The sequence below is a fragment of the Spirosoma daeguense genome, assembly GCF_054776875.1.
Map to the genome: position 1 here is coordinate 576,000 of NZ_BAAHBF010000004.1, position 26,623 is coordinate 602,622.

18 protein-coding genes are annotated in these 26,623 nt (G+C 48.1%); 12 read left to right on the top strand and 6 right to left on the bottom strand.

All coding sequences use genetic code 11. The features are described 5' to 3' along the window. Positions 1-29 precede the first annotated feature (29 nt). The 3 genes from ACYVD4_RS15245 to ACYVD4_RS15255 form a co-directional block, all read right to left on the bottom strand. Positions 30-1,082: a sugar phosphate isomerase/epimerase family protein gene (locus ACYVD4_RS15245; RefSeq protein WP_460947092.1), complete on the bottom strand. Its 1,053-nt coding sequence runs from the start codon at positions 1,080-1,082 to the stop codon at positions 30-32. A gap of 57 nt (positions 1,083-1,139) precedes the next feature. Then, entirely contained in the window at positions 1,140-2,285 is a 1,146-nt protein-coding gene (locus tag ACYVD4_RS15250) for a Gfo/Idh/MocA family protein (RefSeq protein ID WP_460947094.1), read from the bottom strand. 124 nt (positions 2,286-2,409) lie between these two features. Continuing rightward, positions 2,410-3,543, bottom strand: coding sequence for a Gfo/Idh/MocA family protein (locus ACYVD4_RS15255; RefSeq protein WP_460947564.1), 1,134 nt, complete (start codon positions 3,541-3,543; stop codon positions 2,410-2,412). Positions 3,544-3,853: 310 nt separating this feature from the next. Between ACYVD4_RS15255 and ACYVD4_RS15260 the strand changes: the two genes are divergently transcribed. Next, positions 3,854-5,104 carry an MFS transporter gene (locus tag ACYVD4_RS15260; RefSeq protein ID WP_460947096.1) on the top strand — a complete coding sequence of 417 codons (1,251 nt, stop codon included), beginning with the start codon at positions 3,854-3,856 and terminating at the stop codon, positions 5,102-5,104. 131 nt (positions 5,105-5,235) lie between these two features. On the opposite strand, the gene ACYVD4_RS15265 is transcribed toward ACYVD4_RS15260, so the two are convergent. The 3 genes from ACYVD4_RS15265 to ACYVD4_RS15275 form a co-directional block, all read right to left on the bottom strand. Next, the gene (locus ACYVD4_RS15265) at positions 5,236-6,051 is read right to left on the bottom strand and encodes a sugar isomerase domain-containing protein (RefSeq protein ID WP_460947098.1); all 816 of its coding nucleotides are present in this window, start codon (positions 6,049-6,051) and stop codon (positions 5,236-5,238) included. A 138-nt stretch (positions 6,052-6,189) separates the two neighbouring features. Next, positions 6,190-7,077 carry an ROK family protein gene (locus ACYVD4_RS15270; protein WP_460947101.1) on the bottom strand — a complete coding sequence of 296 codons (888 nt, stop codon included), beginning with the start codon at positions 7,075-7,077 and terminating at the stop codon, positions 6,190-6,192. A 182-nt stretch (positions 7,078-7,259) separates the two neighbouring features. Then, entirely contained in the window at positions 7,260-8,012 is a 753-nt protein-coding gene (locus ACYVD4_RS15275; protein WP_460947103.1) for an SDR family NAD(P)-dependent oxidoreductase, read from the bottom strand. Positions 8,013-8,239: 227 nt separating this feature from the next. Between ACYVD4_RS15275 and ACYVD4_RS15280 the strand changes: the two genes are divergently transcribed. The 11 genes from ACYVD4_RS15280 (at position 8,240) to argS (ending at position 26,606) form a co-directional block, all read left to right on the top strand. Then, positions 8,240-9,229, top strand: coding sequence for a glycosyltransferase family 2 protein (locus tag ACYVD4_RS15280; protein ID WP_460947106.1), 990 nt, complete (start codon positions 8,240-8,242; stop codon positions 9,227-9,229). Between the two features lie 138 nt (positions 9,230-9,367). Beyond that, positions 9,368-10,537: a 3-dehydroquinate synthase gene (locus ACYVD4_RS15285; protein ID WP_460947108.1), complete on the top strand. Its 1,170-nt coding sequence runs from the start codon at positions 9,368-9,370 to the stop codon at positions 10,535-10,537. 20 nt (positions 10,538-10,557) lie between these two features. Next, positions 10,558-11,790 (top strand): metabolite traffic protein EboE, encoded by a 1,233-nt coding sequence (gene eboE / locus ACYVD4_RS15290; RefSeq protein ID WP_460947110.1) that lies wholly within the window; start codon positions 10,558-10,560, stop codon positions 11,788-11,790. Between the two features lie 68 nt (positions 11,791-11,858). Next, positions 11,859-13,247 carry an alkaline phosphatase family protein gene (locus ACYVD4_RS15295; protein ID WP_460947112.1) on the top strand — a complete coding sequence of 463 codons (1,389 nt, stop codon included), beginning with the start codon at positions 11,859-11,861 and terminating at the stop codon, positions 13,245-13,247. A gap of 172 nt (positions 13,248-13,419) precedes the next feature. Next, positions 13,420-13,977, top strand: coding sequence for a hypothetical protein (locus ACYVD4_RS15300; RefSeq protein ID WP_460947114.1), 558 nt, complete (start codon positions 13,420-13,422; stop codon positions 13,975-13,977). Positions 13,978-14,039: 62 nt separating this feature from the next. Next, complete coding sequence (locus ACYVD4_RS15305; protein ID WP_460947116.1) at positions 14,040-14,588, top strand: hypothetical protein; 549 nt, start codon at positions 14,040-14,042, stop codon at positions 14,586-14,588. 161 nt (positions 14,589-14,749) lie between these two features. Then, positions 14,750-18,829: a hybrid sensor histidine kinase/response regulator gene (locus ACYVD4_RS15310; protein ID WP_460947118.1), complete on the top strand. Its 4,080-nt coding sequence runs from the start codon at positions 14,750-14,752 to the stop codon at positions 18,827-18,829. A gap of 171 nt (positions 18,830-19,000) precedes the next feature. Next, positions 19,001-21,667 carry a T9SS type A sorting domain-containing protein gene (locus tag ACYVD4_RS15315; RefSeq protein ID WP_460947120.1) on the top strand — a complete coding sequence of 889 codons (2,667 nt, stop codon included), beginning with the start codon at positions 19,001-19,003 and terminating at the stop codon, positions 21,665-21,667. Between the two features lie 140 nt (positions 21,668-21,807). Beyond that, the gene (locus tag ACYVD4_RS15320; protein ID WP_460947122.1) at positions 21,808-22,278 is read left to right on the top strand and encodes a hypothetical protein; all 471 of its coding nucleotides are present in this window, start codon (positions 21,808-21,810) and stop codon (positions 22,276-22,278) included. Between the two features lie 90 nt (positions 22,279-22,368). Continuing rightward, on the top strand, positions 22,369-24,732 hold the full coding sequence (locus ACYVD4_RS15325; protein WP_460947124.1) for a penicillin acylase family protein: 2,364 nt from the start codon (positions 22,369-22,371) through the stop codon (positions 24,730-24,732). A gap of 89 nt (positions 24,733-24,821) precedes the next feature. Further along, complete coding sequence (argS, locus tag ACYVD4_RS15330) at positions 24,822-26,606, top strand: arginine--tRNA ligase (protein WP_460947126.1); 1,785 nt, start codon at positions 24,822-24,824, stop codon at positions 26,604-26,606. Positions 26,607-26,623 lie beyond the last annotated feature (17 nt).

Below are 26,623 nucleotides of genomic sequence, written 5' to 3' on the forward strand. Positions count from 1 at the left end.
ACCCATTATAAAACACTGAAAATCAACAATTACAAGCCTAATACTTTCTTATTAAAATTCTCATCGGCACCTGTTCCGGCGAAATCGTCGAAAGCGCGTTCGGTTACACGGATGATGTGGTCGGCGATGAACGGTGCACCTTCAGCAGCACCCTGTTCAGGATGTTTCAGCGCACATTCCCACTCCAGAACCGCCCAGCTATCGTAGTCGTATTGAGCTAGTTTGCTGAAAATACCGCTGAAATCGACCTGACCGTCGCCTAATGAACGGAAGCGTCCGGCGCGTTCTACCCAGCCTTGGAAACCTCCGTAAACACCTTGCTTACCTGTTGGGTTGAACTCGGCATCTTTTACGTGGTATGCGTAAATGCGCTCATGGTAGAAATCGATGAACTGGAGGTAATCAAGCTGTTGTAACACAAAGTGGCTTGGATCGTAGTTGATACCGGCGCGTGGGTGATTTCCCACTTTCTCCAGAAACATCTCGAACGTAATACCATCGTGCAGGTCTTCGCCGGGGTGCAGCTCATAACCTACGTTAACACCTGCCTCATCGAACGCGTCCAGAATCGGCTTCCAGCGATTTGCCAGCTCCGTAAATCCGGTTTCGACCAGTCCTGCCGGGCGTTGTGGCCACGGATAAACAAAAGGCCATAACAACGCTCCAGAGAACGTAACGTGGCCGGTCAGACCCAAATTTTTAGAGGCTTTGGCGGCTAGTTTAAGCTGATCGACCGCCCAGGCCTGTTGCTCTTTTGGTTTACCTGCCAGTTCAGCCGGACCGAAGCCATCGAACATAGCGCCGTAAGCTGGGTGAACGGCAACCAACTGCCCTTGTAAGTGAGTAGACAGTTCGGTAATTTCTACACCAATATCTGTCAGCTTCCCTTTGAACTCATCGCAATACGTCTGACTTTCGGCAGCCTGCTTCAAGTCGATCATACGAGGGTCCCATGTTGGAATCTGGATACCTTTATAACCTAAATCGGCCATGTATTTGGCTATAGAATCAAGCGAATTAAACGGGGCTTCATCGCCCAAAAACTGGGCAAGAAATATGCCCGGACCTTTCATTGTTTTCATGTAATATTGAGTGAATTAGCGATTAAGTGGTAAAACACTACGTTCGCTCATTGAATATTAAATCTCTACCCACGCCTGTTTGCGGTTCGATTCTAGAATCTTTTCGCAGATGAGCAATTCACGATAACCGTCAGCAAAAGTTGGGAACGTTGGATTTTCGGGTTGTTTTCCGGCAGCAATAGCGTCGTAAACTTCTTTGAACAGTTGCTTCGACGTATCGGGGAACCCTTCATTGTGACCACCGGGGAACGAAATAACCGAACGCGCTTCGGGGTGCGCCAGCGAAGGATCACGCATGAACGATTGGTTGGCTCCATCGCGGTTACCGATCCACATTTCGTTCGGTGCTTCTGAGTTCCAGGCATAGGTTTTTTTCGAACCAGCAATTTCCAGTTTCATCTGGTTTTTACGTCCGGCCGATACCTGCGATACCGTAATTACACCCCGATTACCATTATCGAACTTCAGCAGTACGTTGGCATGGTCTTCGGTATTGATGGCCACATCGGCGTAATCTTCTGGCTGAAGCATCTTGCCTGAATACGTTTCAACAGGCTTGAGTGGCTTCTTACGGAATTTATGAACCGTGTTGAAGTCGGCCATAACAGCAACGGTTTTCAGTCCAGTGATGTATTCAAGGCTATCCATCAGGTGCGAACCAATATCGGCTATCGCCCGTGAATCGCCCGATTTGTCGGGTTCGAGCCGCCAGTTGTAATCGGTATCGTAGAACAGCCAGTCTTGCAGGTACGAGCCGATAATCGAATAAATTTCGCCCAGATCGTTTTGCTCGCGCATCACTTTCATCTGACGAACCAGTGGATAATACCGTAGGTTAAAGTGTACGGCGTTAACCAGACCTGTCTTCTTCGCCAACTCTACCAGCTCTTCTGCTTCGTGCAAATCTTTAGCCAGTGGTTTTTCACATACAACGTGCTTACCCGCTTCTAAAGCCGCTTTCGACTGCGCATAGTGCAGGAAGTTAGGCGTACAGATATGGACAACCTTAATATCATCCATCTTCAGCAGCTCATCGAACGTACAGGCGCGTTCGATACCGAGTTGATCGGCTTTTTGGCGCGCTAGTTCAGTCGTTACTTCGCAGAGTGCCAGAACATTTGTATTCGGTAAGCGACGCAGGGCTTCGATGTGCGCAGGCCCGATGAATCCGGTGCCAACGACACCTACATTGATTTTTTGCATTGATTTAGGGGTAAAAGTTTAGGCCACAGAGATGCACCAAGATGCGCGGAGATACACTGAGAAAAACTTTGTGTATCTCCGCGCATCTTGGTGCATCTCTGTGGCTCAATCCGTGGTTTAGCATTTATTCAACAAACTTCGTCCACTTTTCTGAAGACTGATTCGAAGCGATAACGGTGTCGATGAAAGCGAGGCCGCGCACGCCGTCAGCAACGCTAGGGAAGTCATAAATCGGATCGGCGGGTTTACCATCCATATGTGCTTTCACGGCATAGGCGAAGTTACGGTAGAGGTTGGCAAACGCTTCGAAGAAACCTTCGGGGTGACCGGCTGGCATCCGCCAGTGCGCTTTGGCCGACGCCGATAGATCGCCTACGTTGGGGCGAATGATACGTTGGCCTTCCTGCGTTTTATATTTGAGCGTATTCGGCTCCATCTGATGCCATTCCAAACCGCCCAGTTCGCCATAAACGAAGATTTTCAAGGAGTTTTCTTCGCCATTGGCAATCTGACTGGCATGCAGAACACCCTTCGCTCCGCCTTCGAAATGAAGCAATACGTTACCGTCATCGTCGAGCATACGGCCCGGTACAAACGCGGTAAGGTCGGCGCAGAGTTCGCTGATTTTTAGGCCCGTTACGTATTCAGCCAGATTTTCGGCGTGTGTTCCAATATCGCCCATGCAACCAGCAGCACCTGACTTGGCAGGGTCGGTACGCCAGATCGCCTGTTTATAATCAGTATCTTCTTCTTTCTTCGACAGCCAGCCTTGCGGGTACTCCACAACCACTTTCCGAATTGGTCCCAGTTTGCCGTTACGTACCATGTCGCGGGCTTCTTTCACCATCGGATAGCCCGTATAGTTATGCGTCAGCCCAAACACCAGCCCAGACTTTTCGACAATCTGCGCCAGTTCTTTGGCTTCGGCCAGATTCAGCGTCATTGGCTTATCACAGATCACATGAAACCCGTTTTCAAGCGCCATTTTGGCGGGCGGAAAGTGCATGTGGTTTGGCGTTACTATGGAAACAAAATCCATACGTTCACCTTCCGGCAATTTCTTTTCCTGCTCAATCATCTCCTCGTAAGAAGAATAAACCCGGTTTTCGGGCAGATAGAGCGCATGGCCGGTTGCTTTCGATTTGTCGGGCGATGCGCTGAAGACACCACATACTAGCTCGATTTCGTTGTCGAAACCAGCGGCCCGGCGGTGAACAGCCCCAATGAAGGCATCGAGTCCTCCGCCCACCATACCCATTCGCAATTTTCTGTGCATCGGTAATGAAGTTGATTAGAAACAGACTGGAAAGAGGACAACCGGGCTGGGTTTACTGTTATTCATGCTTTGTTTTGAAGATAAATCCTTATCTATCAAGCCTGAAGCATAGAACCTGAAATGTAGAACGTGTTCCCGGCTACACTCTCTTTATTTTTGAGGGCGGAAATTAGCTGTTTTCTCTTATTTTTCGGAAATTTTGCACAAAAACGACAGTATAACGGGGAGTTTATTGTTCGTTCTGTCTTTGTTTACAATTAAACCTCTAACTTACTAAATCCCTTCTACAGAAATGAATCAAGCTGTTAACCCATCGCGGCTATTCCTGGCTAGCTGCTTTGCCCTTATTACAACGGCCTTCTCGTTTAGTATCCGGGCGGGTATTCTGCCGCAACTGGGCACCGAACTCGGCCTAAGCGCCGAGCAACTCGGCTTTATCAATTCTATGTGGTTCTTTGGTTTCCCGATTGCCATGATTGTTGGTGGTCTGGTTTACTACTCAGTAGGTCCCAAGATCATCATGAATGTGGCTTTTGTTTGCCATACATTAGGTATTTTGTTGACAATTTTTGCGGGAAGTTATTCTACCCTTCTGATTTCTACGCTATTGATCGGTATCGGTAATGGCTGTACGGAAGCAGCTTGTAACCCTTTGATTGCCGACATGTATACGGGTACGCAGATGAATAAAATGCTGAACCGTTTTCACATGTGGTTCCCCGGCGGCATTGTTGTGGGTAGCCTGATTTCTAAATTCATGACCGACGCTGGTGCATCGTGGCAGACGCAGGTTTGGGTCATCATGATTCCAACGCTGATTTACGTATTCCTGTTCTTCGGTCAGGCATTCCCAACATCAAAAGCAGTAAATGCTACGTCGTTAAGCAGCAATTTTCAGGCAATGCTTACCCCACTTTTCCTGTTTATCTTCGTTTGCATGGCTTTCACAGCTATTTCTGAATTCGGCCCTCAGCAATGGGTAGGTCTTATCATGGGTAAAAGTGGTGCTACACCTATGTATATTCTCGCTCTGACAACGGGCTTGATGGCTATCGGCCGTTATTTTGGTGGACCAATCATCCATCGCCTTAACCAAACGGGCGTTCTGCTGGGTGGTGCCGTATTCGCAACAATCGGTATTTACTTATTCAGCACACAAACGGGTTCTATGGCCTACGTAGCAGCTATTTTCTTCGCGATTGGCGTGTGTTATTTCTGGCCAACCATGATTGGTTTTGTTGCCGAGAATATTCCAGCTAGTGGCGCATTGGGCATGTCAATTATCGGTGGTGTGGGTATGTTCTCGACCTCGATCTGGCAACCAATCATTGGCGGCTGGATTGATCAGGCACGGGTTGAAAAAGCAGCTACCGGCATAACCGGTGATGCACTTGAACTGGCCGCCGGTCAGGCAACGCTGGCTAAAATGACCATGTTCCCTATCTTCCTGATTGTAGCTTTTGTTGTTCTGTGGTTCTGGATGCGCAACCGCAAGCCCGGCCATGTAGATGAGAAAATCGTTGCTCAGCAACCTCAGTTGTAAGCTTATAAATTGCAATAAAAAAGGGCTGGTTCACTACGTTGAGCCAGCCCTTTTTTATTGATTGGCACCGACAGCCGGACCCTGTCAGGGCCAAATATTTTCGGCTTATTCGCTACGTGTCCTACTGATTGCTACGTTGGTGTATTCGATTTTTCACTAACATAAGACGGAATGCCAACCCGCTGATAGAGTTTTGCCAATCGATGTGCGTGTTCATCGTAAGCGCCTTCAAACAACGTAACAGCCCGTTCGGCCCCTACTACGTTGGCCGCTGAGAGAACTTTAGGCGGTTGCCCAGCTTCGGTCAGTAATCGAGCTACTTCGGCTTTGATACAATTCACTAGTAACGCTCCACCCACTGTTGAGCCGGGCGCAACGGGCGTATCAAGTCCCGGAACGGTTATCATGGCATCACCAACGGGCGCACCTGTGTCCAGCACTAAATCGGCAAAATCGCTGAGTTTTTTACCGTCTTTTCGCTTACTGGTACTTTTTTCAGCATGTTGTTTTGTAACGAGCGCCACCACTTTTACGCCCCGTTGCTGAAACAGTTCAGCCATTTCAATAGGCACTACGTTACAGCCGCTCGACGAAATTACCAGTGCTGAATCTTGTTCCGACAGATCATAATTACGTAGTATTCGGTCGGCTAGACCCGGTACGTTCTCCAGAAACATTGCCTGCCGCTGTCCGTTAGCACCAACAACCAGATTATGAAATGAAAGCGATAGTTCGACAATGGGGTTGAAACCCGCAAAGGAACCGTAACGAGGCCACATTTCTTCGACCATAATTCGACTATGACCACTGCCGAATAGATGTACCATTCGACCAGCCAGAATTGTCTCGCTAAACCATTTAGCAGCTTGTTCAATAGCCAAAGTCTGTGCTTCAACCGTTGTCAGAATGTCTTGAGTACGTTCCAGATATTGTTTTATAATACTCATAGAGGTATTTACAGATTTGTTTTGGTGAGGTCAGGTTCTCAAACATGACTCATATCGATTTCCCGGAACCCTCCTAGTTAGGTTTTGAGAAACCTTTCTAAGTCAGGTTTGAGAACCTGACTTCACATTAGTAGTTGTTCAGCAGGAAGCGGCTCCGATAGCTCCAGCCCATTCATCGAAATGTGCTTTACAAATGATTGTCTTTTTTCCTGAAGGACGCCACTCAAATACATCCATGAACGTAGCGAGTGGCTCAAATAAGGCATCTCCTGCCTGCGTAATACCTCCGCCAATAATGATCAATTCCGGCGAACACAGATTGGCAACCGAAGCCAGCGCAACCGCCAGTCGACGTAGCGATGTGAGCCAGACCAACGTAGCAAGTGGCTCGCCTTGTCGATACGCGTCGACTAGTTCATACGTAGTTTGGTAACGACCATACGAGCGTCGTCCTACTGTTACGTTGCCAATGGCATCTTCCAGACTGCCGGGTGTGCCTGTTACGTCCAATTGCTCATCATCGGCATCGACTGTGATGTGCCCCACATGACCCGCCATCTGAAAAAAGCCCTGATATAACTGGCCATTGACCAGCATACCACCGCCTACGCCAGTCCCAAGCGTAATCATAACGGCATTCTGAACATCGCGAGCGGCTCCAAAACGGGCCTCGGCCATCAGGGCGGCATGGGCATCATTCAGCACCCGAACGGGTTGTCCCAGCCAATCGGCCCAATTAAAACCTTCTAAGCCCTGCAACCGGCCGGGCATACAGGCAATAGCGGTATTATCGATGGTAGGTAAACCCGGTGCTGCCAGACCAATATGGGTAATTGGGTCGGACGTGTAGGCTTTCAGATCGGCGACAGCCTGAGCAACAGCGATTTTCCAGCCTCCGTGCTCGTTATCGTTCGTGGGAGTCAGTTGTTTATGCAGGACTTCACCAGTAGATGTATCGAGTAAAACGCCCTTAATGCGGGTTCCGCCAAGGTCAATGCCAATTGTTTTCAATGCAATTCCTGACAAAGTTTATGTCCTACAAAGAAGAACAGGGGCATGCTTTACTATTTGGAATTATAAGGAGGGGCTTGAGTTTGATTTTACCACCCCCAACCCCCTCCTAAAACAGGCGGGGGTTGGGGGTGGTAAAATCATAAAGATTATAGCTCGCTCAAAATGGCTATAAACTTCCTAAGCCTCACCAAAGATCATTTCCGATGAATGGTCATCGCAGCAGCCTGCGCACCCGCCAGAATCGTCATGTCGGCAATGGTAACGTGAGCAGGAGCTGTAACAGCATAGACAATAGTATCGGCAATATCTTCGGCAGAGAGAGGAGTGAAACCTTCGTATATTTTTGAGGCTCGCTCTGTATTTCCTTTAAAACGTACTACCGAAAATTCGGTTTCAACCGCGCCCGGAGCAATATTGGTTACTTTAATACCGTGCTGGGTTAAATCGAGACGCATGCCTGCGCTAAGGGCTTCAACGGCAGCTTTGCTGGCACAATACACAGCACCATTGGCATACGTTTCTTTGCCGGCAATTGAGCTAATATTCACAATATGGCCCCGTTTCCGTTCGACCATACCGGGCATAATAGCTTTCGATACGTAAAGTAATCCCTGAACATTGCCATCAATCATCTGATCCCAGTCTGCTACGTCGCCGTCCTGAATGGCCGACATGCCGTGCGCATTTCCAGCGCAATTCACCAGAATATCAACACTTTGCCATTCTTCGGGCAATGTATTGATCGATTCATACACTTCAACCCAGTTCCGCACATCGAAATTGAGTGTCGTTACGGTTGTTTGCTGGCTCAACTGTTCTTCCAGTTCTTCGAGCCGGTCTTGCCGACGGCCACAAAGAATTAAACGGTATTCAAGGTCGGCGAAGGCTTCGGCAGTAGCACGGCCAATGCCCGACGTAGCGCCAGTAATGAGAGCAATACGAGACATATATACAGAAATCGATTAATGGAGCAGTAAAGATACAGGGGTAAGCTGCTCAGCTTTACAACTAAGCTTAAATTCTCAGAATTTTAAACATCAACGTAGTGTTTGGTCAGGTTTTTGTAGTACGCCAGTCATAGAATAAGCAACCTTAATCAATGCAGTAACGTATTGGCTAAGACTACAAAGGTTTAATCCGGTGCGCACTCAACTCAATCACTAGTACCTACTCCATGACACCTGAATTTTCGGTTGTAATTCCGACGTATCAACAACCTGCTTTGTTACTTAAATGCCTTGATGCACTGGGACGGCAACGGCTTCCACGTCATCAGTTTGAAATCATTGTAGTAGACGAAGGCAATTCTCCTGAAACGGAAACGGCGGTCCAGCTTTTCACAAAACAGATCGCGCGCGATGGAGGTCCTATTGAAGTACGTTACCTGAGTCAGCCCGAACGGCGCGGTGTGGCAGCGGCAAGAAATCGTGGGTGGCAGGCGGCTCGTGGTCATATTATAGCGTTTACAGACGAAGACTGCCTTCCCGAACCGAACTGGCTTTCGTCGGCACTGGCCTGTTTCCAGCGGGGAGCGCAGGTGGTCAGTGGTCAGTTACGTGTGCTTCTGCCCGAACAACCAACTCCCCTCGACCGAACGGCTACGCTGCTGAAACGAACCGAATTTATTGCAGCCAATTGCTTCTGCCGGAAATCTATTTTACAGCAGGTCGGTGGTTTCGAAGAAGCTTTCGATACGTCGTGGCGGGAAGATAGCGACCTGATGTTCAAATTTTTACGGGCTGGCGTACTGATCAGCAAGTGCCCCGAAGCACTGGTGGTTTATCACATTCGTCCCTGTCCGTGGTATGGTTTGTTGCAGGATGAACGTAACAACAGCTATGATGCACTGCTCTACAAACGCCATCCCGACTTATTCAAAAAACGCATTCCTGCGTATCGTCGGCAGACAAGGCAGTATTATTCAGCCGTTCTCAGTGCTGCGTTCAGTTTGATTTGCTTGTTAACGGGTCAGATAGCGTTTGCACTAATCGGCTTAAGCATCTGGACCGTTTTTACCGCCGATTTGGTGATACGTCACCTTCCCCGCAACCCATTAAGTTTTACGGATATCAAACACGCTATAGTGACCGCTGTGGCAACGCCCTTTCTATCGATTTACTGGCGACTATACGGAGCCGTTAAATACAAAGTTTTATACTGGTAATTCGTTGAGAGAGCCGATGAAAAACTGATTAATGTCACTCCTTATGGCTATAAATAGAGCCTGTATAAGGAACCATTAACGATTTGATTGTATTTTTGAAGGATAAAGGCTTTCTCGCTAAAGCTGCCTTTATCCACTATGGATCACTTGCAACAGACATTTGCCGTTCGGTTTAGCTATACAGTTTTTTTTACCGAGCATCTTTTCGATACCAGCAATACCCTTTTTGCCGATTACTTCAAACAGCAATCTGCCGATCAGCTTAAAAAGCCAATTCTGTTCGTACTGGATGCTGGCGTTATGGAAACACACCCGGCCTTATCTGCTGACATTAAAACGTATCTGGCTAAATACACGGCTTTTGTTCCGGAAATTTTAACCCTACCGGGTGGCGAAGCGGCTAAAAATGACCCGGCGCTGGTCGAAAAAATAGTTGATGCAGTTGATCGTTACGGTATCGACCGTCATGCCTACGTAGTGGCCATTGGCGGAGGTTCTATTCTCGATTTAGTGGGTTACGCAGCCGCCATTTCACACCGGGGAATTCGGCACATTCGGATTCCAACCACCGTTTTATCGCAAAATGATTCGGGCGTTGGTGTCAAAAACGGCGTCAATTATCGCCATAAGAAAAACTTTCTGGGTACGTTCGCGCCACCTGTAGCGGTTTTTAACGATGGTACGTTCCTGACAACCCTCGATGACCGCGACTGGCGTTCAGGTATTTCTGAAGCCGTAAAAGTGGCGCTTATCAAAGATGCTACGTTCTTCGAGTGGCTCGAAACCAATGCACAGGCACTCGCCAATCGCGACCGTTCGGCAATGGATTATCTGGTCCACCGTTGTGCCCAAATGCACCTTCAGCATATTGCCGGTGGCGATCCTTTCGAAATGGGCTCGTCGCGACCGCTGGATTTTGGCCACTGGAGTGCTCATAAACTCGAACAGCTTACCAATTTCGAAATTCGTCACGGCGAAGCAGTAGCCATTGGCATTGCGCTCGATACGCTCTATTCACACCAGCTTGGCTGGCTCAGCGAAACGGATACCAATCGAGTGCTTACCACACTTCAGACGTTAGGTTTTAGCCTGTATCATCCGATGCTTACAGCCAATGAAAGCGCGGGCTTATTGAAAGGGCTTTCTGAGTTCCGCGAACACCTCGGCGGTCAACTGACAATTATGTTATTGAAAGCAATCGGTCATGGGGTCGAAGTACACGACATGGATAATGAAGGCATTCGTCAGGCCATTGCTACGTTGAAAGAATCGAACGACCAGACCTATAACGTACTGGAAACGCTCTAGCTTCCTGATTTACTTTACTTATGAAAACCTCGCTTGGGCACCTCGGTTACTGTACAAATATTCATGCGGGTGAATCCTGGGATGCGCACTTTGCGGCCATTCAACAGGCTGTTCCAGAACTGAAACAACGTTTATCGCCCGATGCGCCGTTTGGTATCGGTCTACGTCTGTCTAATGAAGCTAGTGAAGCGCTGGAACAACCCGAAAATCTGATTGCGTTTCAGCACTGGCTGGCCGAAAATGATTGCTACGTATATACCATGAATGGTTTCCCGTTTGGCGGGTTTCACAATACCACGGTTAAAGATCATGTGCATACGCCCGACTGGACAACCGAAGCCCGAGTTGAATACACCAAACGATTATTCCGCATTCTGTCGGTCTTGTTGCCAGTCGATGAACTAGGCAATGCTATACAGGGTGGTGTTTCGACTTCGCCCCTCTCCTACCGATACTGGTTCGAGTGGGAACAGCCAGCCGCTCGCGATTATATTTTCTCGCAAACAACGCAGAACGTACTGGAGGTTGTGTCGGAACTGGTGCGACTCCATCGGCAAACCGACCGGCTCATGCACCTCGATCTGGAACCTGAACCCGACGGTGTTATCGAAACAGGCGACGAGTTCATTAGCTGGTTCACAGATTATCTGTTGCCAATGGGTATTGAGCAGTTGAGCGAAGAATTTGGTTTTTCAGATGCCGAAGCCGAAGCTACCATTTGCGAACACATCCGACTCTGCTACGACGTTTGCCATTTTGCGGTCGGCTACGAACGCCCAGACGAAGTGCTCGACAAACTAAAAAAATACGGGCTACGTGTCGGAAAAATACAAATCAGTGCAGCTTTAAAAGCCCAGTTTCCCACCGATTCAAATACGGACCGCGAAACGGTTCGGCAGGCATTTGCCCAATTCAATGAGCCAACGTATCTGCATCAGGTTGTGGCACGTACTAATAGCGATGAGTTGCTACGTTACCGGGATCTACCCGATGCATTGGCCGCTTTCAACACAGACCATACCGAATGGCGTTCGCATTTTCACGTACCGCTATTCGTAGCCGATTATGGTGTTCTTCAATCGACACAGGACGATATTCGGGAGGTGCTACGTTTGCAGCGTGAGCGACGGTTTACCAGCCAGCTCGAAGTAGAAACCTACACCTGGGGCGTTTTACCGGAAGATCTAAAAAAAGACATTGTCGATTCGATTGAACGCGAATTAAACTGGGTTTTACATATAACTAAAGAGTGAAAGAGCGAATGAGTGAGTTTTCGCTACATAGTCACTCATTCGCTCGTTCACTCTTTGTCTCTTCCTCTATGAAAAAGACCGTAGTGCTCGACGTAGTGGGCCTGTCGTATTCGCTGATTGGCGAAAACACGCCTTTTTTGAAACAATGGTTTGCCAGTAAGCATCAGGCAAACATTGAACCCATGTTGCCCGCCCTTACTACGTCGGCGCAATCGACCTACGTAACAGGCAAATGGCCCAGCGAAACCGGCATTGTTGGAAATGGCTGGTATGACCGCACCGACTCGGAGGTGAAGTTCTGGAAACAGTCGAATAAACTGGTGGCTGGGGAAAAGATTTGGGAGCGCGCGAAAAAAATCGACCCGAATTTCACCGTATCGAAGATGTTCTGGTGGTATAATATGTATTCTACTGCCGATTACTCCGCTACGCCCCGTCCGCAGTACCCGTCAGACGGTATGAAAATTCCGGATTGCTATACCCACCCCGGAGACCTGCGCGACAAGCTTCAGAAAGAACTCGGTACGTTCCCACTATTCCAGTTCTGGGGACCTGCTACGACCATAAAAAGCAGCCGTTGGATTGCCGATGCATCGATGCTCGTCGATAAATGGCACAATCCTACGCTTACGCTGATTTATCTGCCGCATCTGGATTATTGCGTTCAGAAATTTGGGCAGGATTTGGTAAAAATTGGAAACGATCTTCGCGAAATCGATGACGTTTGCCGCGACTTGATTCAGTTCTACGAAAAGCAGAATGCCGAAGTAATTGTATTATCAGAATACGGCATCACAAACGTAAACCGACCAATTCACATTAATCGCATCCTTCGCGAAGCGGGTATGATTCGGTATCGGGAAGAGCGCGGTCTGGAAGTATTCGATGCGGGAGCTTCGCCTGCGTTTGCTACGCCCGATCACCAGATTGCTCACGTTTACATCAACGATAAGTCAGTTTATAATAAGGTTCGGTCGTTGCTCGAAAATACGCCCGGCATTGAACTGGTACTCGATAAGGAAGCGCAGAAAAAATACCATATCGATCACGAACGCTCCGGCGATTTTGTAGTCATGGCCGATGCCGATAGCTGGTTTACGTATTACTACTGGCTCGATGATGCTCGTGCGCCGGATTATGCCCGATTGGTGGCGATTCACCAGAAACCCGGCTACGATCCTGTCGAGATGTTCATGGATCAGACAAACCCGCTCATCAAACTCAAAGCAGGTTATAAATTAGGGCGAAAACTGCTCGGATTCCGGTACCTGATGAACGTTATTTCGCTGGATGCTACGTTGGTAAAAGGTTCTCACGGTCGGGTTGGTGTACCAACTGAATATCAGCCAGTTTTTGTAAGCAGCCGGGCTGTTGGCAAAAGTTTATCAGCCACCGATGTGTACGACCAGATTTGGGAAACGATGGCGGTTGAAAGCCCAAACAAACAGAAGGTTTGAGAAGTTGTAAATTTATAAGGCTATATAGTTGTAATGTTATATGGTTGTAGGGTTAGTTGACATCTCCAGTCCGTCGTTAGCCAACTTTACAACTTATAACTCTATAACATTACAACTCTATAACCTTGCAACTCAACTTGTTTATTCGGAGGAAAGGTTTTAATTTAAAACCATGAAAGCCCTCATCGCTATTCTTCTGCTTGCTTCAGCCTGCGCATCGAATCGACCGCCGAGCATTAACGCACCGGCCGATGGAGCAGAGTATTATCAGAATAGTCAGCCGCTCGCTTCATTTCAGCAGCGACTCTATCCTGATCCGCAGGGTGGGCTAGGGCATTCCGAAGACCCGGATATTCGGGTAACAGACATTCGACTAACAGCCAGCTATACCGTGATCTACCTGACGTATGGCAAGAGTCCTAACGATCGCAACAACAATTATTATGGCAGCAGTAGTATTTCGTTTAATCCAAAAGCGTTAATAGCTTCGGCAGATGGAAAGCGAACATTTAAACTACTGAAGACAGAAGGCATTCCGATGACGCCTGATGCGCGAGACATCAAAAACAGCGAAATTGTGCCATTTATCCTTTATTTCGAGCGGTTAGAGCAAGGTATCGAGTCGTTTGATTTATTCGAATGTAAGAGTGATAATTATAATTCCTGCTTCAACGTATCGGGTATGAACGTGCATAATCCTGCCCAACAGACCAGCCAAAATCCCCGCTAATCGTATTTATTTCCCTTCATATATATACCGAATTCAGGTATAAGGCGTTAAAAAGGTAGAGTATGCTTACCTACTTACGCCTGATTATGTCTTTTTTTGCCTCTTTTAAGCGACTACCTCGCCCTGTCTTTATATCGATTTTTGTTGCTCTTAGTCTGTTTATAAGTGTCATTACGTTCGCCCAAATCAATCTAACGTACCGACTTCTGAAAGGTTATATCCTCAACAGCGATGCAACTATAAACAAAGGAAAAACCACCTTATTCATCGCCGAACAAGCCGATACATTCGAGAAGAATTTTAAATTGGATGACGCTACGTCCTTACAGAAGAAACGGACAGATGGGCCAAATTTCAGTAAAGAAACGGCCATCGCCATCGTCCTTCCACCAACTAACAAACCGCCTAAAATTGCCGTTAGCCGGGTGTTTGTACAGGATTCAACGTTGACGATACGGTATGTACGAATGACCGATACCAGTCTTACAAAGAATCCACTTCCAGCAGCCATCCGTCCTACACTTTTGTTCGCTATTCCAAAACAAACCGTGCTGAAAACCCGGCTTATCGAAAACGGAAAGGTTGTGCAGGTTGTAAAAAAAATAGAATGAGAAAAAAGCCGTAAATCGGCCTACTTGTTACGTATTGGTTAGTAAGACAATCTAATTGACAGTCAGTATGTTCAGGTATACCTGCTGGTTAGTTTGCCCGATAATGAGAAATCAGAGAAATCTCTCTTTTTCGTTTTGGCGAGCTAAATCCGTTGCCAGCTATGGTACGTCTTTCTTTGCTTTTGCTTCTGATGATTCCCCAATTGACGGGATTCTCACAGCCCGATCGGGCTGACAAAGCGAACGTAGCTACGCCAGCCAGCAAGCCGATTGTTACCCAGTTTGAGCATCTGTCTGTAAAGGATGGCCTCTCCAATAATTCGGTAAACTGCATTCTTCAGGACCAGGAAGGATTCATGTGGTTTGGCACCAACGACGGGCTGAACAAATACGATGGCTACACATTTACTGTCATCAAATCGAACCCAAACGATCTACAACATAGTTTTCAGAACGATTTACTATCGGGCTTGTGCGAAGACCATGCCAATCGACTATGGGCAGTTACACAGGGCGGCCTGCATGAAATAAATAAGCAGACAGGACAGGTTACCCCGCATCCGATACGCGCCCGTAATGCCGATTTGTGGAACTACCAGCACTCGGTTTTCGAAGATAGTCGGCATGTACTATGGATCAGTTCATTAGGAGGACTGGCTCGTTATGAACCTGATCGGCATCGTTTTACGCTTTTTCCAGTTCCCCAGCCTGAAGCAACGATAAAAAGCGTATTCGAAGATGCGCAGCACCGATTCTGGGTAGGTACTTATCGGGGCTTGTATTTGTTTAACCAAGCAACCGGACAGTATACGCTGGTACCCGCTTCAGTGTCTGCTGGTGAGCTTCAGCCAACGTTTATTGCCTTTCATCTCGACGCCCAGCAGGTTCTCTGGATAAGTACCGCTACAGCGGGCTACGGCTTGTTTCGACTCGATCTTCGCCATCAGCCCTGGCAATTGGAGCCTTACAATCCGAACGGTCAAATCAATCCGTTCACGTTTTTAAATTCGCTACGTAGCGATGCTGACGGTATTTTCTGGATGGCTACCACCACGGGTCTACAACGTATCGATCCAGTACGTCATCAGGTTTTTACGTACCGTCCAGATTCAAACGAGCCTAAAGGAATTAGCAGCAGTACCGCTCAAACGGTCTATATAGACCGTTTGGGCACACTTTGGGTAGGTACTGATAACGGTATTGACCGACAGGCTATGAGTGATAGACCATTCGTTACGTATCAGGTACATCCGAACAAAGGCACGGCCAATTTACCTGAGAACAAAGTGGTTGCGTTGCTACCTGATAAGAACGGTGGCTTCTGGACCAGCAACGGCTACACGGTGTATAAGCCACGTAACAGCCACACATCCGAACCTGTTTCTCCTGCCCTACTGGGCTCTGTTGGTAGGTATAAAAACTACACGCAGGCATTCTTATCTGACGGAGAAAAGGGCATTTGGATTGGCACCTGGTCGGGTTTGTATCATTTCGACGCTGCAACGAATCGCTTCAGTGGTTACCCGGCGGAAGTTCCGGCCGAATACATGAGTAGGGGGCCAACCGGCGATTTATGGATAGGTGGCTATGTCTCCCCCAAGTCGGGAATTGCCTCCTTCAATCCGCAAACGCATCGTTATCGCTACTATAAATTTGACTCGAAAAACCCGAATGGACTACCCGATCAATACGTTCATGGCCTGCTCGCCAGCCGGAATGGCGATGTCTGGATACCTTTTCGGAAACAGGGAATTGCCCGACTGAATCCAAAAACCGGGCGTTTTGTACACTATCTAGCCAACTCGTCGAATGGTTTAACCGACAACGCCATTCTTAGTATTCATGAAGATAGGAATGGCACGATCTGGCTGGGTACTCAGCAGGGCGGTATAAACCGATTTACTACTCAAACGGGCCGTTTCTCAGCCTTTACCATTCGCGATGGTTTACCCAGCAACCGCATTGTTGGCCTTACAAGTGACCAGAACGGAAATCTGTGGGTAAGTACTGACAAAGGACTTTGCCGGTTCAACCCTCGAACCAAACAAGCTCGTAATTACCAGACAACGAATGGGTTACCCAGTAATGATTTTTCACGAAATGCAGTAGTCAATCAAGATAATCGGCTCTATTTCGGGACGTTGAATGGCGTGGTTCATTTCAACCCCGACAGTATCCGCGACGATACCCGAACACTGCCTATACACATTACCGAACTGAAAGTCCATGACCAGTTTCGACCAATCACAGGCCATACTGTTACGTTACAACACGATGAAAATTTTCTGTCGTTCAGTTTTGCTGCTTTAACGTTCACACAGACCGAGCAAAATCAATATGCGTATCAGCTCGTTGGCGTCGATGAAAATTGGGTTCAGAACGGAACCCGTCATTTTGCTAACTACACCAATCTATCGCCCGGCGCTTATACGTTCCGGGTGAAAGCCGCGAATAGCGATGGTACCTGGGCCACAAACGAAGCTACTATTCAGCTCGTTATTCGGCCTCCGTGGTGGGCAACCTGGTGGGCTTATTGTTTGTACGCACTATTGCTAGGTGGCATTGTTTGGGGAGTGATTCGTTTCTACCTGAATCGGCTCAAGCAACAGCAGGAACTGGAACTGAACCGTCGACAAGCCGAACAACTGAAAACGGTGGACGAGCTGAAAACGCGTTTTTTTTCGAACATAACCCACGAATTCCGGACACCGCTTTCCCTTATTATTTCACCAGTTGAGAAACTACTACTTGACAATCGCTTCGATACGTCTACCCAGCAGTTACTGGGCCTGATGAAACGTAATGCCGACCAGTTGCTTCGGCTTATTAACCAACTCCTCGACCTGTCGAAACTGGAGGCCGGGCGCATGGAGATATCACTTATGCGTGGCGAAGTAATTGGCTTTGTCGAATACGTAGTAGAATCGTTCCAGCAAACGGCTGAACAGAAGAACGTAACGTTACTATTCACCACTGAACGTAGCACTCTTGACTGCCTGTTCGATGCCGATAAATGGGAGAAAATTCTGACCAATCTTTTGGCGAATGCCTTGAAGTTTACGGGCAACGGCGGCAACGTAGCACTTTCTTTATCAGCAGTTTCCAGAACTTCAGATACTGAAACCACTGACATTATTATAACCATCAAAGACTCAGGCATCGGCATTTTGCCCGAGAATCTTCCGCATATTTTTGACCGGTTCTACCAAGCCGATACGTCCCGTACACGTGCTTACGAAGGTACGGGCATTGGGCTGGCACTGGTGAAAGAGCTGGTTGAGTTAATTGGTGGTTCGATACACGTAGCAAGTCAGCCCGACAGTGGTACTACGTTCACACTCACCCTACCTGTTAAATCGGTACTCGTTGATCAAGACGTTCCGGTTGTCGTGTTACCTACTCGCGAATCAGATAAAGCTACCCAACTGCCGACTTCACCCCTACTAAATACGTCGAAACCAGCATCTACTGAGAAAACTTCATTGGTGTTAATTGTGGAAGACAATGAGGAACTACGTGAATTTCTGGCTGAAGAACTGGCTGCAACTTACCGCATCCTGCGGGCAGCCGATGGTGAATCGGGCTGGCAACTGACTCAAACCGAACTACCCGACATCGTTATTTCCGACATAATGATGCCTCGAATGGACGGTTATGCATTAACGCACAACATCAAGCATCACCCCGACACGAACCATATTGCCGTGGTGCTGCTCACAGCGAAAGCAGCACACCAAAGTCGGCTCGAAGGATTACAAGAAGGAGCCGATGATTATCTGGCAAAGCCGTTTCATCTGGACGAACTACAATTACGATTGCGAAACCTGCTCTCGCATCGCGAAAAACTACAGCATCAATACCGTCAGCAACTGGCCTTGCCCGATACGTTGCAACCGACTATTACTGTACAGGATGTTTTTCTGGGCCGGGTTTATGCGTTACTCGACAAACACCTGACCGATACGTCTCTGAATGTTGACTGGTTGGCCGATGAGCTGGCTATGAGCCGGAAAACACTTTATCGAAAAATCCACAACCTGATTCAGTTATCACCCAACGAATTGATACGTCAGTATCGGCTTCGTAAAGCCGTTGACCTACTGCAACAGGGATATTCCGTTGCCGAAACAGCCTATCAGGTTGGCTTCCGAACACCCTCTTACTTCTCCATCGTTTTCAAGGAATTTTACCAGAAAACGCCCACCGAATTTATCGCAGCCAGCCCTACCAAAGCGAAATAAATTCGGCGTCTCTTCTCACTCACGTATAACTCTGGGACTATTCCGCTCAATTTGGGGACTCTCATCAATGCTCTCATAAAAAAATGTTTACCAGCGACTTACCTTCGACAAGCCAGCCCGATTAACGGTTGGACTGTTGAGTACACAGCCATTCTTAAATTCTCTAAAACCATGAAAAAAAACTATTTATCAGTAGCAAAAGGCGTCTGGCTGGCCCTACTTGGTTTGGGTCTGCTGGTTGGACAACGAGCGGGAGCACAGGCTATTCCAGATGCCCAGTGGAGCCGAATTGGTAATTCAGTAGCTGTAACATCGGATGGTAATATTGTTGTATCGGACGAAATGGCGCATGTGGTAAAGTACGATTTGCAGGGAAATCAAATCTGGCGTACAGGGCCGCTACCCGGCGCATCCTACATTGCCGGTAAAATCCCTACCAATTGCCCCTGTGTAGGTGGATACGCCGTTGTAACGAATATTGACCTGTTGGCTCCATTACCGAATGGATCAGTTGTGTTGGCGGGGCAAGAATGGGGCGGGGCCGGTATACACAATACCATAAATGCGTCGGGTACAGCTCCCGGAACTTCGCAATACGGGGAAGCTAAGGACGATATGATAAACACGCCCGACGGTGGAACAGTGTATCTGAACACGCTGTCTCCGTCAAGTACCAAAACAATGGTTTCTATCCAGAAAACAGGTGCAACTAGCTGGAGTTGGGCAATTGCCTACCCAACAGCTAACCCTGATCAGAGTGTTACCAAAGGCGAAGCTGTGCTAAACACACCCGACGGCGGGTATCTGGTTGTGGGCTATCATAACACAACTGGCGCACTTACTGATCTGAACAACAGTACGTCATTAGATAATACCGGCTGGATAGCCAAGCTCGACGGGCAGGGAAATGTGATCTGGCAAAAGCTATTGAGCGCGCTCCCGGTTACCAATACCAGTAGCGGCCCGGTTGGGGGTTCTGTCGTTCGAATGCTCACGATCAATGATGTGATTCCGGCCGCCGACGGAAACGGATATGCACTGGTAGGAACGGCCCTTACGCCTAGTTCTCATCAACCTGCAACCGCCGTAACCGCTTTGGTTGAGGTCGACGGAAACGGTGATTTCAAACGTGCCAGAAGCGTCAATCCGCAACCAACCAAAGCATTCATTACGTCCTATACCGATCCAAATGGTCTGAATTACTACGTAGTGGGCAATACGTCCCGCACTAATGGCGCCGATCCACAGGTTACGAAAGTCAGTACGGCCAATGTCGGCACGAGCGATCCGGGATTATTTGCTGTGATTGCGCAACGTACGTTCGATGGCCCATCGGATGGTTTTTTGAAAGGAATTACACGAGCTGGCGATGGTAGTCTGGTCTTGATTAGCAGTAATCTTCAGGTAATCAAACTTCGGGTTGAAACACCGCCGACACTCTATCCACTCCAGATGATTGCGCCATCGTATAACTGCCCAACAGGACAAATTACGTTCAATGTGTCGGGCGGAGACGGTTCGGCTGTTACGTTTATTTCGCCCGGTATCCAGCGAAATTCTCCAACTGATCGATTCGGCACAGTAGAAGCTGGACTACGTAACGACCCTAAAGTGATTACGATTACGGCCATACAAAACGGTGTAAGCGTAAGCGTTGATTTCGATTTGAAAGCCGCCTGTTCTACTACGGGCCTGTTGTCTCCTCGTGCGAGTACTATTCCCGATGCGTCTTTTAAGGTTTGGGAATCGGTTTATATTCCGGTGGGTACGTATTTCTCCGATCCGAACTTCGGCAGTAACCCCAATTATCGGTCTAACTGGAATATTTCTGCCAGCGGATTGCCACCGGGAATGGGACTCTCTGCCAAGATTTCTGAACTTCCGTTCACGCCAGCCGTCGTCCTTGTCGGAACGGCCAGCACCGTAGGAGTCTATAACGTCACCATCTCAGCCTCAACAAGTGGAGGCTCAGTCAGTACTACGTTCAAAATCACAGTTTCAACTACAAACCCGCCACCCCCACCTAGTGGTTCATTTGCGCTGACTCAGCCTACCTACAACTGCCAGACCGGGGCCATTACGTTCAATACCAGTGGTAGCGACGGCTCACCGACCACGTACAGCGCCCCCGGTATCGCCCGCGCTTCAGTCACCGACAACTTTGGGGTGGTAGAGTCAGGATTACGTAATGATCCTAAACCCATTACCATTACGGCCATGCAAAGTGGCAAAACTGCTACGTATACGTTCGACTTTGGCGCGTACTGCACCGGAACACCCCCTCCTCCACCGCCACCACCAACCGGAAGTGCACTGAGCTTACTGGCTCCCACGTATGATTGCGCTACGGGTGCTTTCCGCTTCAACACCAGCGGGGGCGATGGTACGTCAATCGAGTATTTCGCCCCCGGCATTACCGGATGGACCACAAACCCGAACCAGTTCGTGGACAAAGACAGCCGGACAGCCAGCGACGTAGCACCTTTTACGTTAATGGCTCGTCAAAGTGGCGTAACGGTGAACTACGTCTGGAATTTAAAAACTGCCTGCAACCGAGCGCGAGAAGGTGTACAGGAAATCGGCACAAAATTACAGGTACGTGTGCTAGGTAATCCTATAACCGGTTCGGCAGCCGAAGTAGAGATTAATGGCGTATCCGGTCAGGCGGTACGGTTGGCACTGGTAAATCAGCAGGGAAGCATACTGCACCAGCAACTCATCGGTCAGGCGGGAGCACAAGAGCAAGTACAGGTGCCACTTACAGGCAGTAACGGCGTGTTTCTGATACGTGTACAAACAGCTCGTGAGCAGCAAACGGTTCGAGTGATAAAGCCTTAAAAAAATGTAGGGGTGTTGTAATTGTAGAGACAAGGCATGCCTTGTCTCTACAGACAAATCGCAACCAAAAAATACAAAATAATATTTTTATATTTCAATAACACTCGTTAACTTGATTATACAATCAACATACTAAGGCCATGAAAACGACTGTTTTAGTAATTGTCCTATTGTTGAGTGCTATAACGGGCAGTGTTGCCCAGTCAGAAAACGAGGCCATTAAACAAGTGCTGTTTAATGAGACTGAAGGTTTTTTTACCCGCGATAAAGCTAGATGGGCCAACGCCTGGGCTCATACACCCTACGTCAACTTTGCCGCCAATCTCTACGGCGGAGATTTCAGATTGATCAGAGGCTGGACTGAGCTTGAAAAACTATTTGCAAGTCAGTTTAAGAGCAAAAAGCTAACCGACAAGGTTTCGGTGCATAATTCGAACTATACCATTCACCAGAATGGCAACATGGCGTTTGTTACGTATGATCAAACGCTGCTCGATAGCCACGGAAAAACAACGTCCAAGGAATCGCGTGTGGTCGAGAAAATTAACGGCGACTGGAAAATCATCAACGTAACAGCGCTAACGAATCTACAGAATTTCGCGAAGAAATAACGTAGCGTTTATTAACATGAAGGCCTATTGCGATTCGTAACAATAGGCCTTTTTTATTTAACTATCTTACCTGCAAATCGTTTCAACGGTATGCATCGTCTTCTTTTCTTCGTTACGTTCTTCATTCCTTTTTGCTGTACGTCGCAATCGAATCAGACGCTACGTGTGTCAGGGCTTAAGCAACCCGTCGAAATCATCCGCGACAAGTGGGGAGTCAATCATATTTACGCCAAAAACGAGCGCGATTTATTTTTTGCGCAAGGTTATTCAGCCGCCAAAGACCGCCTTTTTCAACTCGAAATCTGGCGTCGGCAAGCTACTGGCACGGTGGCCGAATTGCTGGGGCCGCAGGAGATTAAACGCGATATTGGCACAAGGCTGTTTAAGTTTCGGGGCAATCGAACGCAGGAATTAACCCATTACCATCCGCATGGCCCGCAGATTATTCAGGCGTTTGTCGATGGTATTAATGCCTACATCTCCGAAATTCTGAAAACCCCCGAAAAGCTTCCGTTTGAGTTTGGGGTGCTTCAGACAAAACCGCAACATTGGACAACCGACGTAGTAATCAGTCGCCATCAGGGTCTGATTTACAACGTGCGCGACGAACTGAACTATGGGCGACTGGTCAAACTAATCGGTGCCGATAAACTACGCGAACTAGAATGGTTTCATCCAACCACGAAACCCAGCGAACCCGATCTGACGCTACGTGTAAACGGCGATGAGTTATTTCAGCCTATTCTGGAATTGTATGAAGCATTTCGGCTTCCGTTAAAATTTGGCGGCCAATCGAGCAAAGCCGATGAAGACGCCAGTAATCAGGTAAAACCTTCGACAGATGAATGGTTCAATACCGAAAAACAGTACGTCGGTTCAAACAACTGGGTGATTTCTGGAGCAAAGTCGGCGAGTGGTTATCCGATGATGGCTAACGATCCGCACCGTTCACAAGCAACACCATCACTACGTTATTGGGTACACCTCAATGCGCCGGGCTGGAACGTAGTGGGTGCTGGCGAGCCAACCTTACCGGGCATTTCGATTGGCCATAACGAGTACGGCGCGTGGGGCCTGACTATTTTCGAAACCGACAACGAAGATTTGTACGTCTACCAGACAAATCCGGCAAATCCGAACCAGTACCGCTACAAAGGTGGATGGCTGACAATGAAAACTATAACCGAACGTATCGCGGTGAAGGGTGGACAACCTGTTACGGCTACGTTGAAATACACACATCACGGCCCGGTTGTGTTCGAAGATAAAGAGAACCATAAAGCATACGCCATCCGGGCGGGTTCGCTCGAACGAGGTTGTGCGCCTTATCTGGCTAGTTTACGCATGAATCAGGCTAAAAACTGGACCGAATTTCGACAAGCCTGCACGTTTAGCCGGATACCGGGCGAGAATATGATCTGGGCCGACAAAACCGGAACTATCGGCTGGCAAACGGTTGGCCTCTCACCCATCCGAAAAAATTATAGCGGACTGGTGCCCGTTCCCGGCGATGGTCGGTTCGAGTGGGCGGGTTATCTGCCCATTCCGCAATTGCCCAATAGCTTAAATCCGGCTAATGGCTTTATTGTAACGGCTAATAACAACCTCACTCCGCCTAATTTCCCCTACCGAAATGCTATTGGCTGGACGTGGTCGTCACCTGCCCGAGCGCATCGCATCGAAGAAGTATTGCAGGATGGCAAGCGCAAAAATTTAGGCGATTTCATGGCATTGCAGGCCGATTACCTGTCGATTCCGGCCCGTACGCTTGTGCCTCTGTTACAGAATCTAGCTTCGACCGATAATCAAACCGAACAGGCATTGAGCTATTTGCGCCGGTGGGATTATAAATTGGACCCTACTTCGGTAGCGGCTGCTATCTACGTAGCGTGGGAAGGTCAGTTGAAACGTGCTGTTTATGAGCAAAATGTACCCAAAGTTGCGCGTCCTTATCTCACGTCACTTTCATCGAAGCGCGTTATCGACGCGTTGCTTACGCCTACATCCGGTCGTGATACGTTGTTACTCAACAGTCTTGACAAGGCGGTTGCCGAACTCACCGAACGTCTGGGCGCAGACATGAACGACTGGAATTATGGGCAGCGAAAAAATAAGCACATCATCGTTACGCATCCGCTCAGTGGCATGGTCGATGAAGCGATGCGTCAGAAAATAAACCTTGGCCCGGCCATACGTGGCGGTTACGGCGAAACCGTCAATGCTACGTCGTTTTCCCTAAATCAGACGCACGGTGCCTCCTTTCGAATACTGGTCGATACCGAAAACTGGGATAAAACGCTGGGAATTAATATGCCCGGCCAGTCGGGAGAACCCGATAGCCCGCACTACGCCGATTTGTTTCCACTGTGGGTAGAGAATGGCTATTTCCCGGTATTTTTCTCGAAGGAAAAAATCAAAATCGTTACCGAATCGACTATCCAACTGCAACCTTAACGTAACGACAGCGGTTTAGCCGCGTTGTATCCTGCTATATTTCGTACTTTTGCCCCACCAAACTGCTCATCACGTAGTGTGGTCATCGGATGAATATTCAGGAAGAGTTAAAAGTCGCTATTAAACAGGCCATTACCGATTTATATCAGCAGGAAATCGGCGAGGTTACATTACAGCCTACAAAAAAAGAATTTGACGGGCTATATACATTCGTTACGTTCCCATTGACCAAAATTCTCCGTCAGAATCCCGCGCAAATCGGGCAAGCGATTGGTGCATGGCTGGTTGAGAAAAGTCCCGTTGTTAGTCAGTTCAACGTAGTGCAGGGGTTTCTGAACCTGAGCATTGCCGATGCCGCCTGGGTTACGGTGCTGAACGATATGGCGACCGACAAAAATTTCGGTACGTTGCCTACTAAAAATCAGTCGGTAATGGTCGAGTTTTCGTCGCCAAATACCAACAAACCGCTACATTTAGGCCACCTACGAAACAATTTTCTAGGCGATTCAGTCAGTCGAATTCTGGCCGCCAACGGCTACGACGTAGTGAAAGCCTGTATTGTCAATGACCGGGGCGTTCATATCTGCAAATCGATGCTGGCCTACCAAATGTTCGGTAATGGCGAAACACCCGATTCGGCAGGCATGAAAGGCGATCACCTGATTGGTAAATACTACGTTCTGTTCGATAAGGCTTATAAAGCGCAAATCGAAGAGATGGTAGCGCAGGGAACGCCCAAAGAGGAAGCCGAAAAACAGGCTCCCCTGATGAAAGAAGTTCAGCAGATGCTACGTCTTTGGGAACAGGGAGATGCTGAAACGGTGGCTCTCTGGCGCAAACTGAACGAGTGGGTGTATGAAGGTTTCGACGCTACGTATCAGAAGATAGGCGTCAGTTTCGACAAGACGTATTACGAATCGAATACGTATCTGCTTGGTAAGGAGATCGTTGAAGAAGGCATTCAGAAGGGGGTTTTCTATCAAAAACCTGACAGTTCCGTCTGGATTGACCTCACCGAAGAAGGTCTCGACCAGAAGCTGGTGCTACGTTCCGATGGTACGTCGGTATACATGACGCAGGATTTGGGTACCACCGACCTGAAATATCAGGATTTTCAGAACGACCGTCAGATTTGGGTAGTTGGTAACGAGCAGGATTATCATTTCAACGTATTGTTTGCCATACTACGTCGGTTGGGCCGTCCGTATGCAAATAACCTGTATCACCTTTCCTACGGCATGGTCGATTTGCCAACGGGCAAGATGAAATCGCGCGAGGGAACTGTTGTGGATGCCGACGATCTGATCAAGGAAACAACCGAAGCCGCTTCTACCGCTGCTGACGAAGCAGCCAAGGGAAAACTCGATGAATTTAGCGAGATCGAAAAATCGGCGTTGTTTACTACGTTGGGTTTAGGTGCTCTGAAGTATTATCTGCTCAAAGTTGACCCACAAAAGCGGATGCAGTTTAACCCAGCCGAATCCGTTGATTTACATGGCAATACAGGCCCGTATATCCAATACGTTTTCGCTCGTATTCAATCGGTTTTGCGTAAGGCGACTGAATCAGGACTCCTGTCTGAAAAGTCTGTTGAAGCCATTGAACTCGACGAAATAGAACAGCAACTTGTCTTTTTATTGAGCCAGTATCCACAACGGGTTGAAGAAGCGGGTCAGGATTATGCACCTTCATATCTGGCGCAGTATGCCTACGAATTGGCAAAAACGTTCAACCAGTTTTACGATAAGCTGTCGATACTTAAAGAAACTGATCCGGTAAAGCTGCACACACGTTTAATTCTGGCCAAAGTGATTGGTGAAACTATTCAGAAAGCGATGGGTTTATTGGGAATAGATGTTCCCGAAAAAATGTAGTTAATTTGTTCTGTTCC

Excerpts from the sequence above, each read along its gene's own strand:
- ACYVD4_RS15245 (WP_460947092.1), bottom strand. The coding sequence starts at position 1,082 with ATGAAAACAATGAAAGGTCCGGGCATATTTCTTGCCCAGTTTTTGGGC.
- ACYVD4_RS15250 (WP_460947094.1), bottom strand. The coding sequence starts at position 2,285 with ATGCAAAAAATCAATGTAGGTGTCGTTGGCACCGGATTCATCGGGCCT.
- ACYVD4_RS15255 (WP_460947564.1), bottom strand. The coding sequence starts at position 3,543 with ATGGGTATGGTGGGCGGAGGACTCGATGCCTTCATTGGGGCTGTTCAC.
- ACYVD4_RS15260 (WP_460947096.1), top strand. The coding sequence starts at position 3,854 with ATGAATCAAGCTGTTAACCCATCGCGGCTATTCCTGGCTAGCTGCTTT.
- ACYVD4_RS15265 (WP_460947098.1), bottom strand. The coding sequence starts at position 6,051 with ATGAGTATTATAAAACAATATCTGGAACGTACTCAAGACATTCTGACA.
- ACYVD4_RS15275 (WP_460947103.1), bottom strand. The coding sequence starts at position 8,012 with ATGTCTCGTATTGCTCTCATTACTGGCGCTACGTCGGGCATTGGCCGT.
- ACYVD4_RS15280 (WP_460947106.1), top strand. The coding sequence starts at position 8,240 with ATGACACCTGAATTTTCGGTTGTAATTCCGACGTATCAACAACCTGCT.
- ACYVD4_RS15285 (WP_460947108.1), top strand. The coding sequence starts at position 9,368 with ATGGATCACTTGCAACAGACATTTGCCGTTCGGTTTAGCTATACAGTT.
- eboE (WP_460947110.1), top strand. The coding sequence starts at position 10,558 with ATGAAAACCTCGCTTGGGCACCTCGGTTACTGTACAAATATTCATGCG.
- ACYVD4_RS15295 (WP_460947112.1), top strand. The coding sequence starts at position 11,859 with ATGAAAAAGACCGTAGTGCTCGACGTAGTGGGCCTGTCGTATTCGCTG.
- ACYVD4_RS15300 (WP_460947114.1), top strand. The coding sequence starts at position 13,420 with ATGAAAGCCCTCATCGCTATTCTTCTGCTTGCTTCAGCCTGCGCATCG.
- ACYVD4_RS15305 (WP_460947116.1), top strand. The coding sequence starts at position 14,040 with ATGCTTACCTACTTACGCCTGATTATGTCTTTTTTTGCCTCTTTTAAG.
- ACYVD4_RS15310 (WP_460947118.1), top strand. The coding sequence starts at position 14,750 with ATGGTACGTCTTTCTTTGCTTTTGCTTCTGATGATTCCCCAATTGACG.
- ACYVD4_RS15315 (WP_460947120.1), top strand. The coding sequence starts at position 19,001 with ATGAAAAAAAACTATTTATCAGTAGCAAAAGGCGTCTGGCTGGCCCTA.
- ACYVD4_RS15320 (WP_460947122.1), top strand. The coding sequence starts at position 21,808 with ATGAAAACGACTGTTTTAGTAATTGTCCTATTGTTGAGTGCTATAACG.
- ACYVD4_RS15325 (WP_460947124.1), top strand. The coding sequence starts at position 22,369 with ATGCATCGTCTTCTTTTCTTCGTTACGTTCTTCATTCCTTTTTGCTGT.
- argS (WP_460947126.1), top strand. The coding sequence starts at position 24,822 with ATGAATATTCAGGAAGAGTTAAAAGTCGCTATTAAACAGGCCATTACC.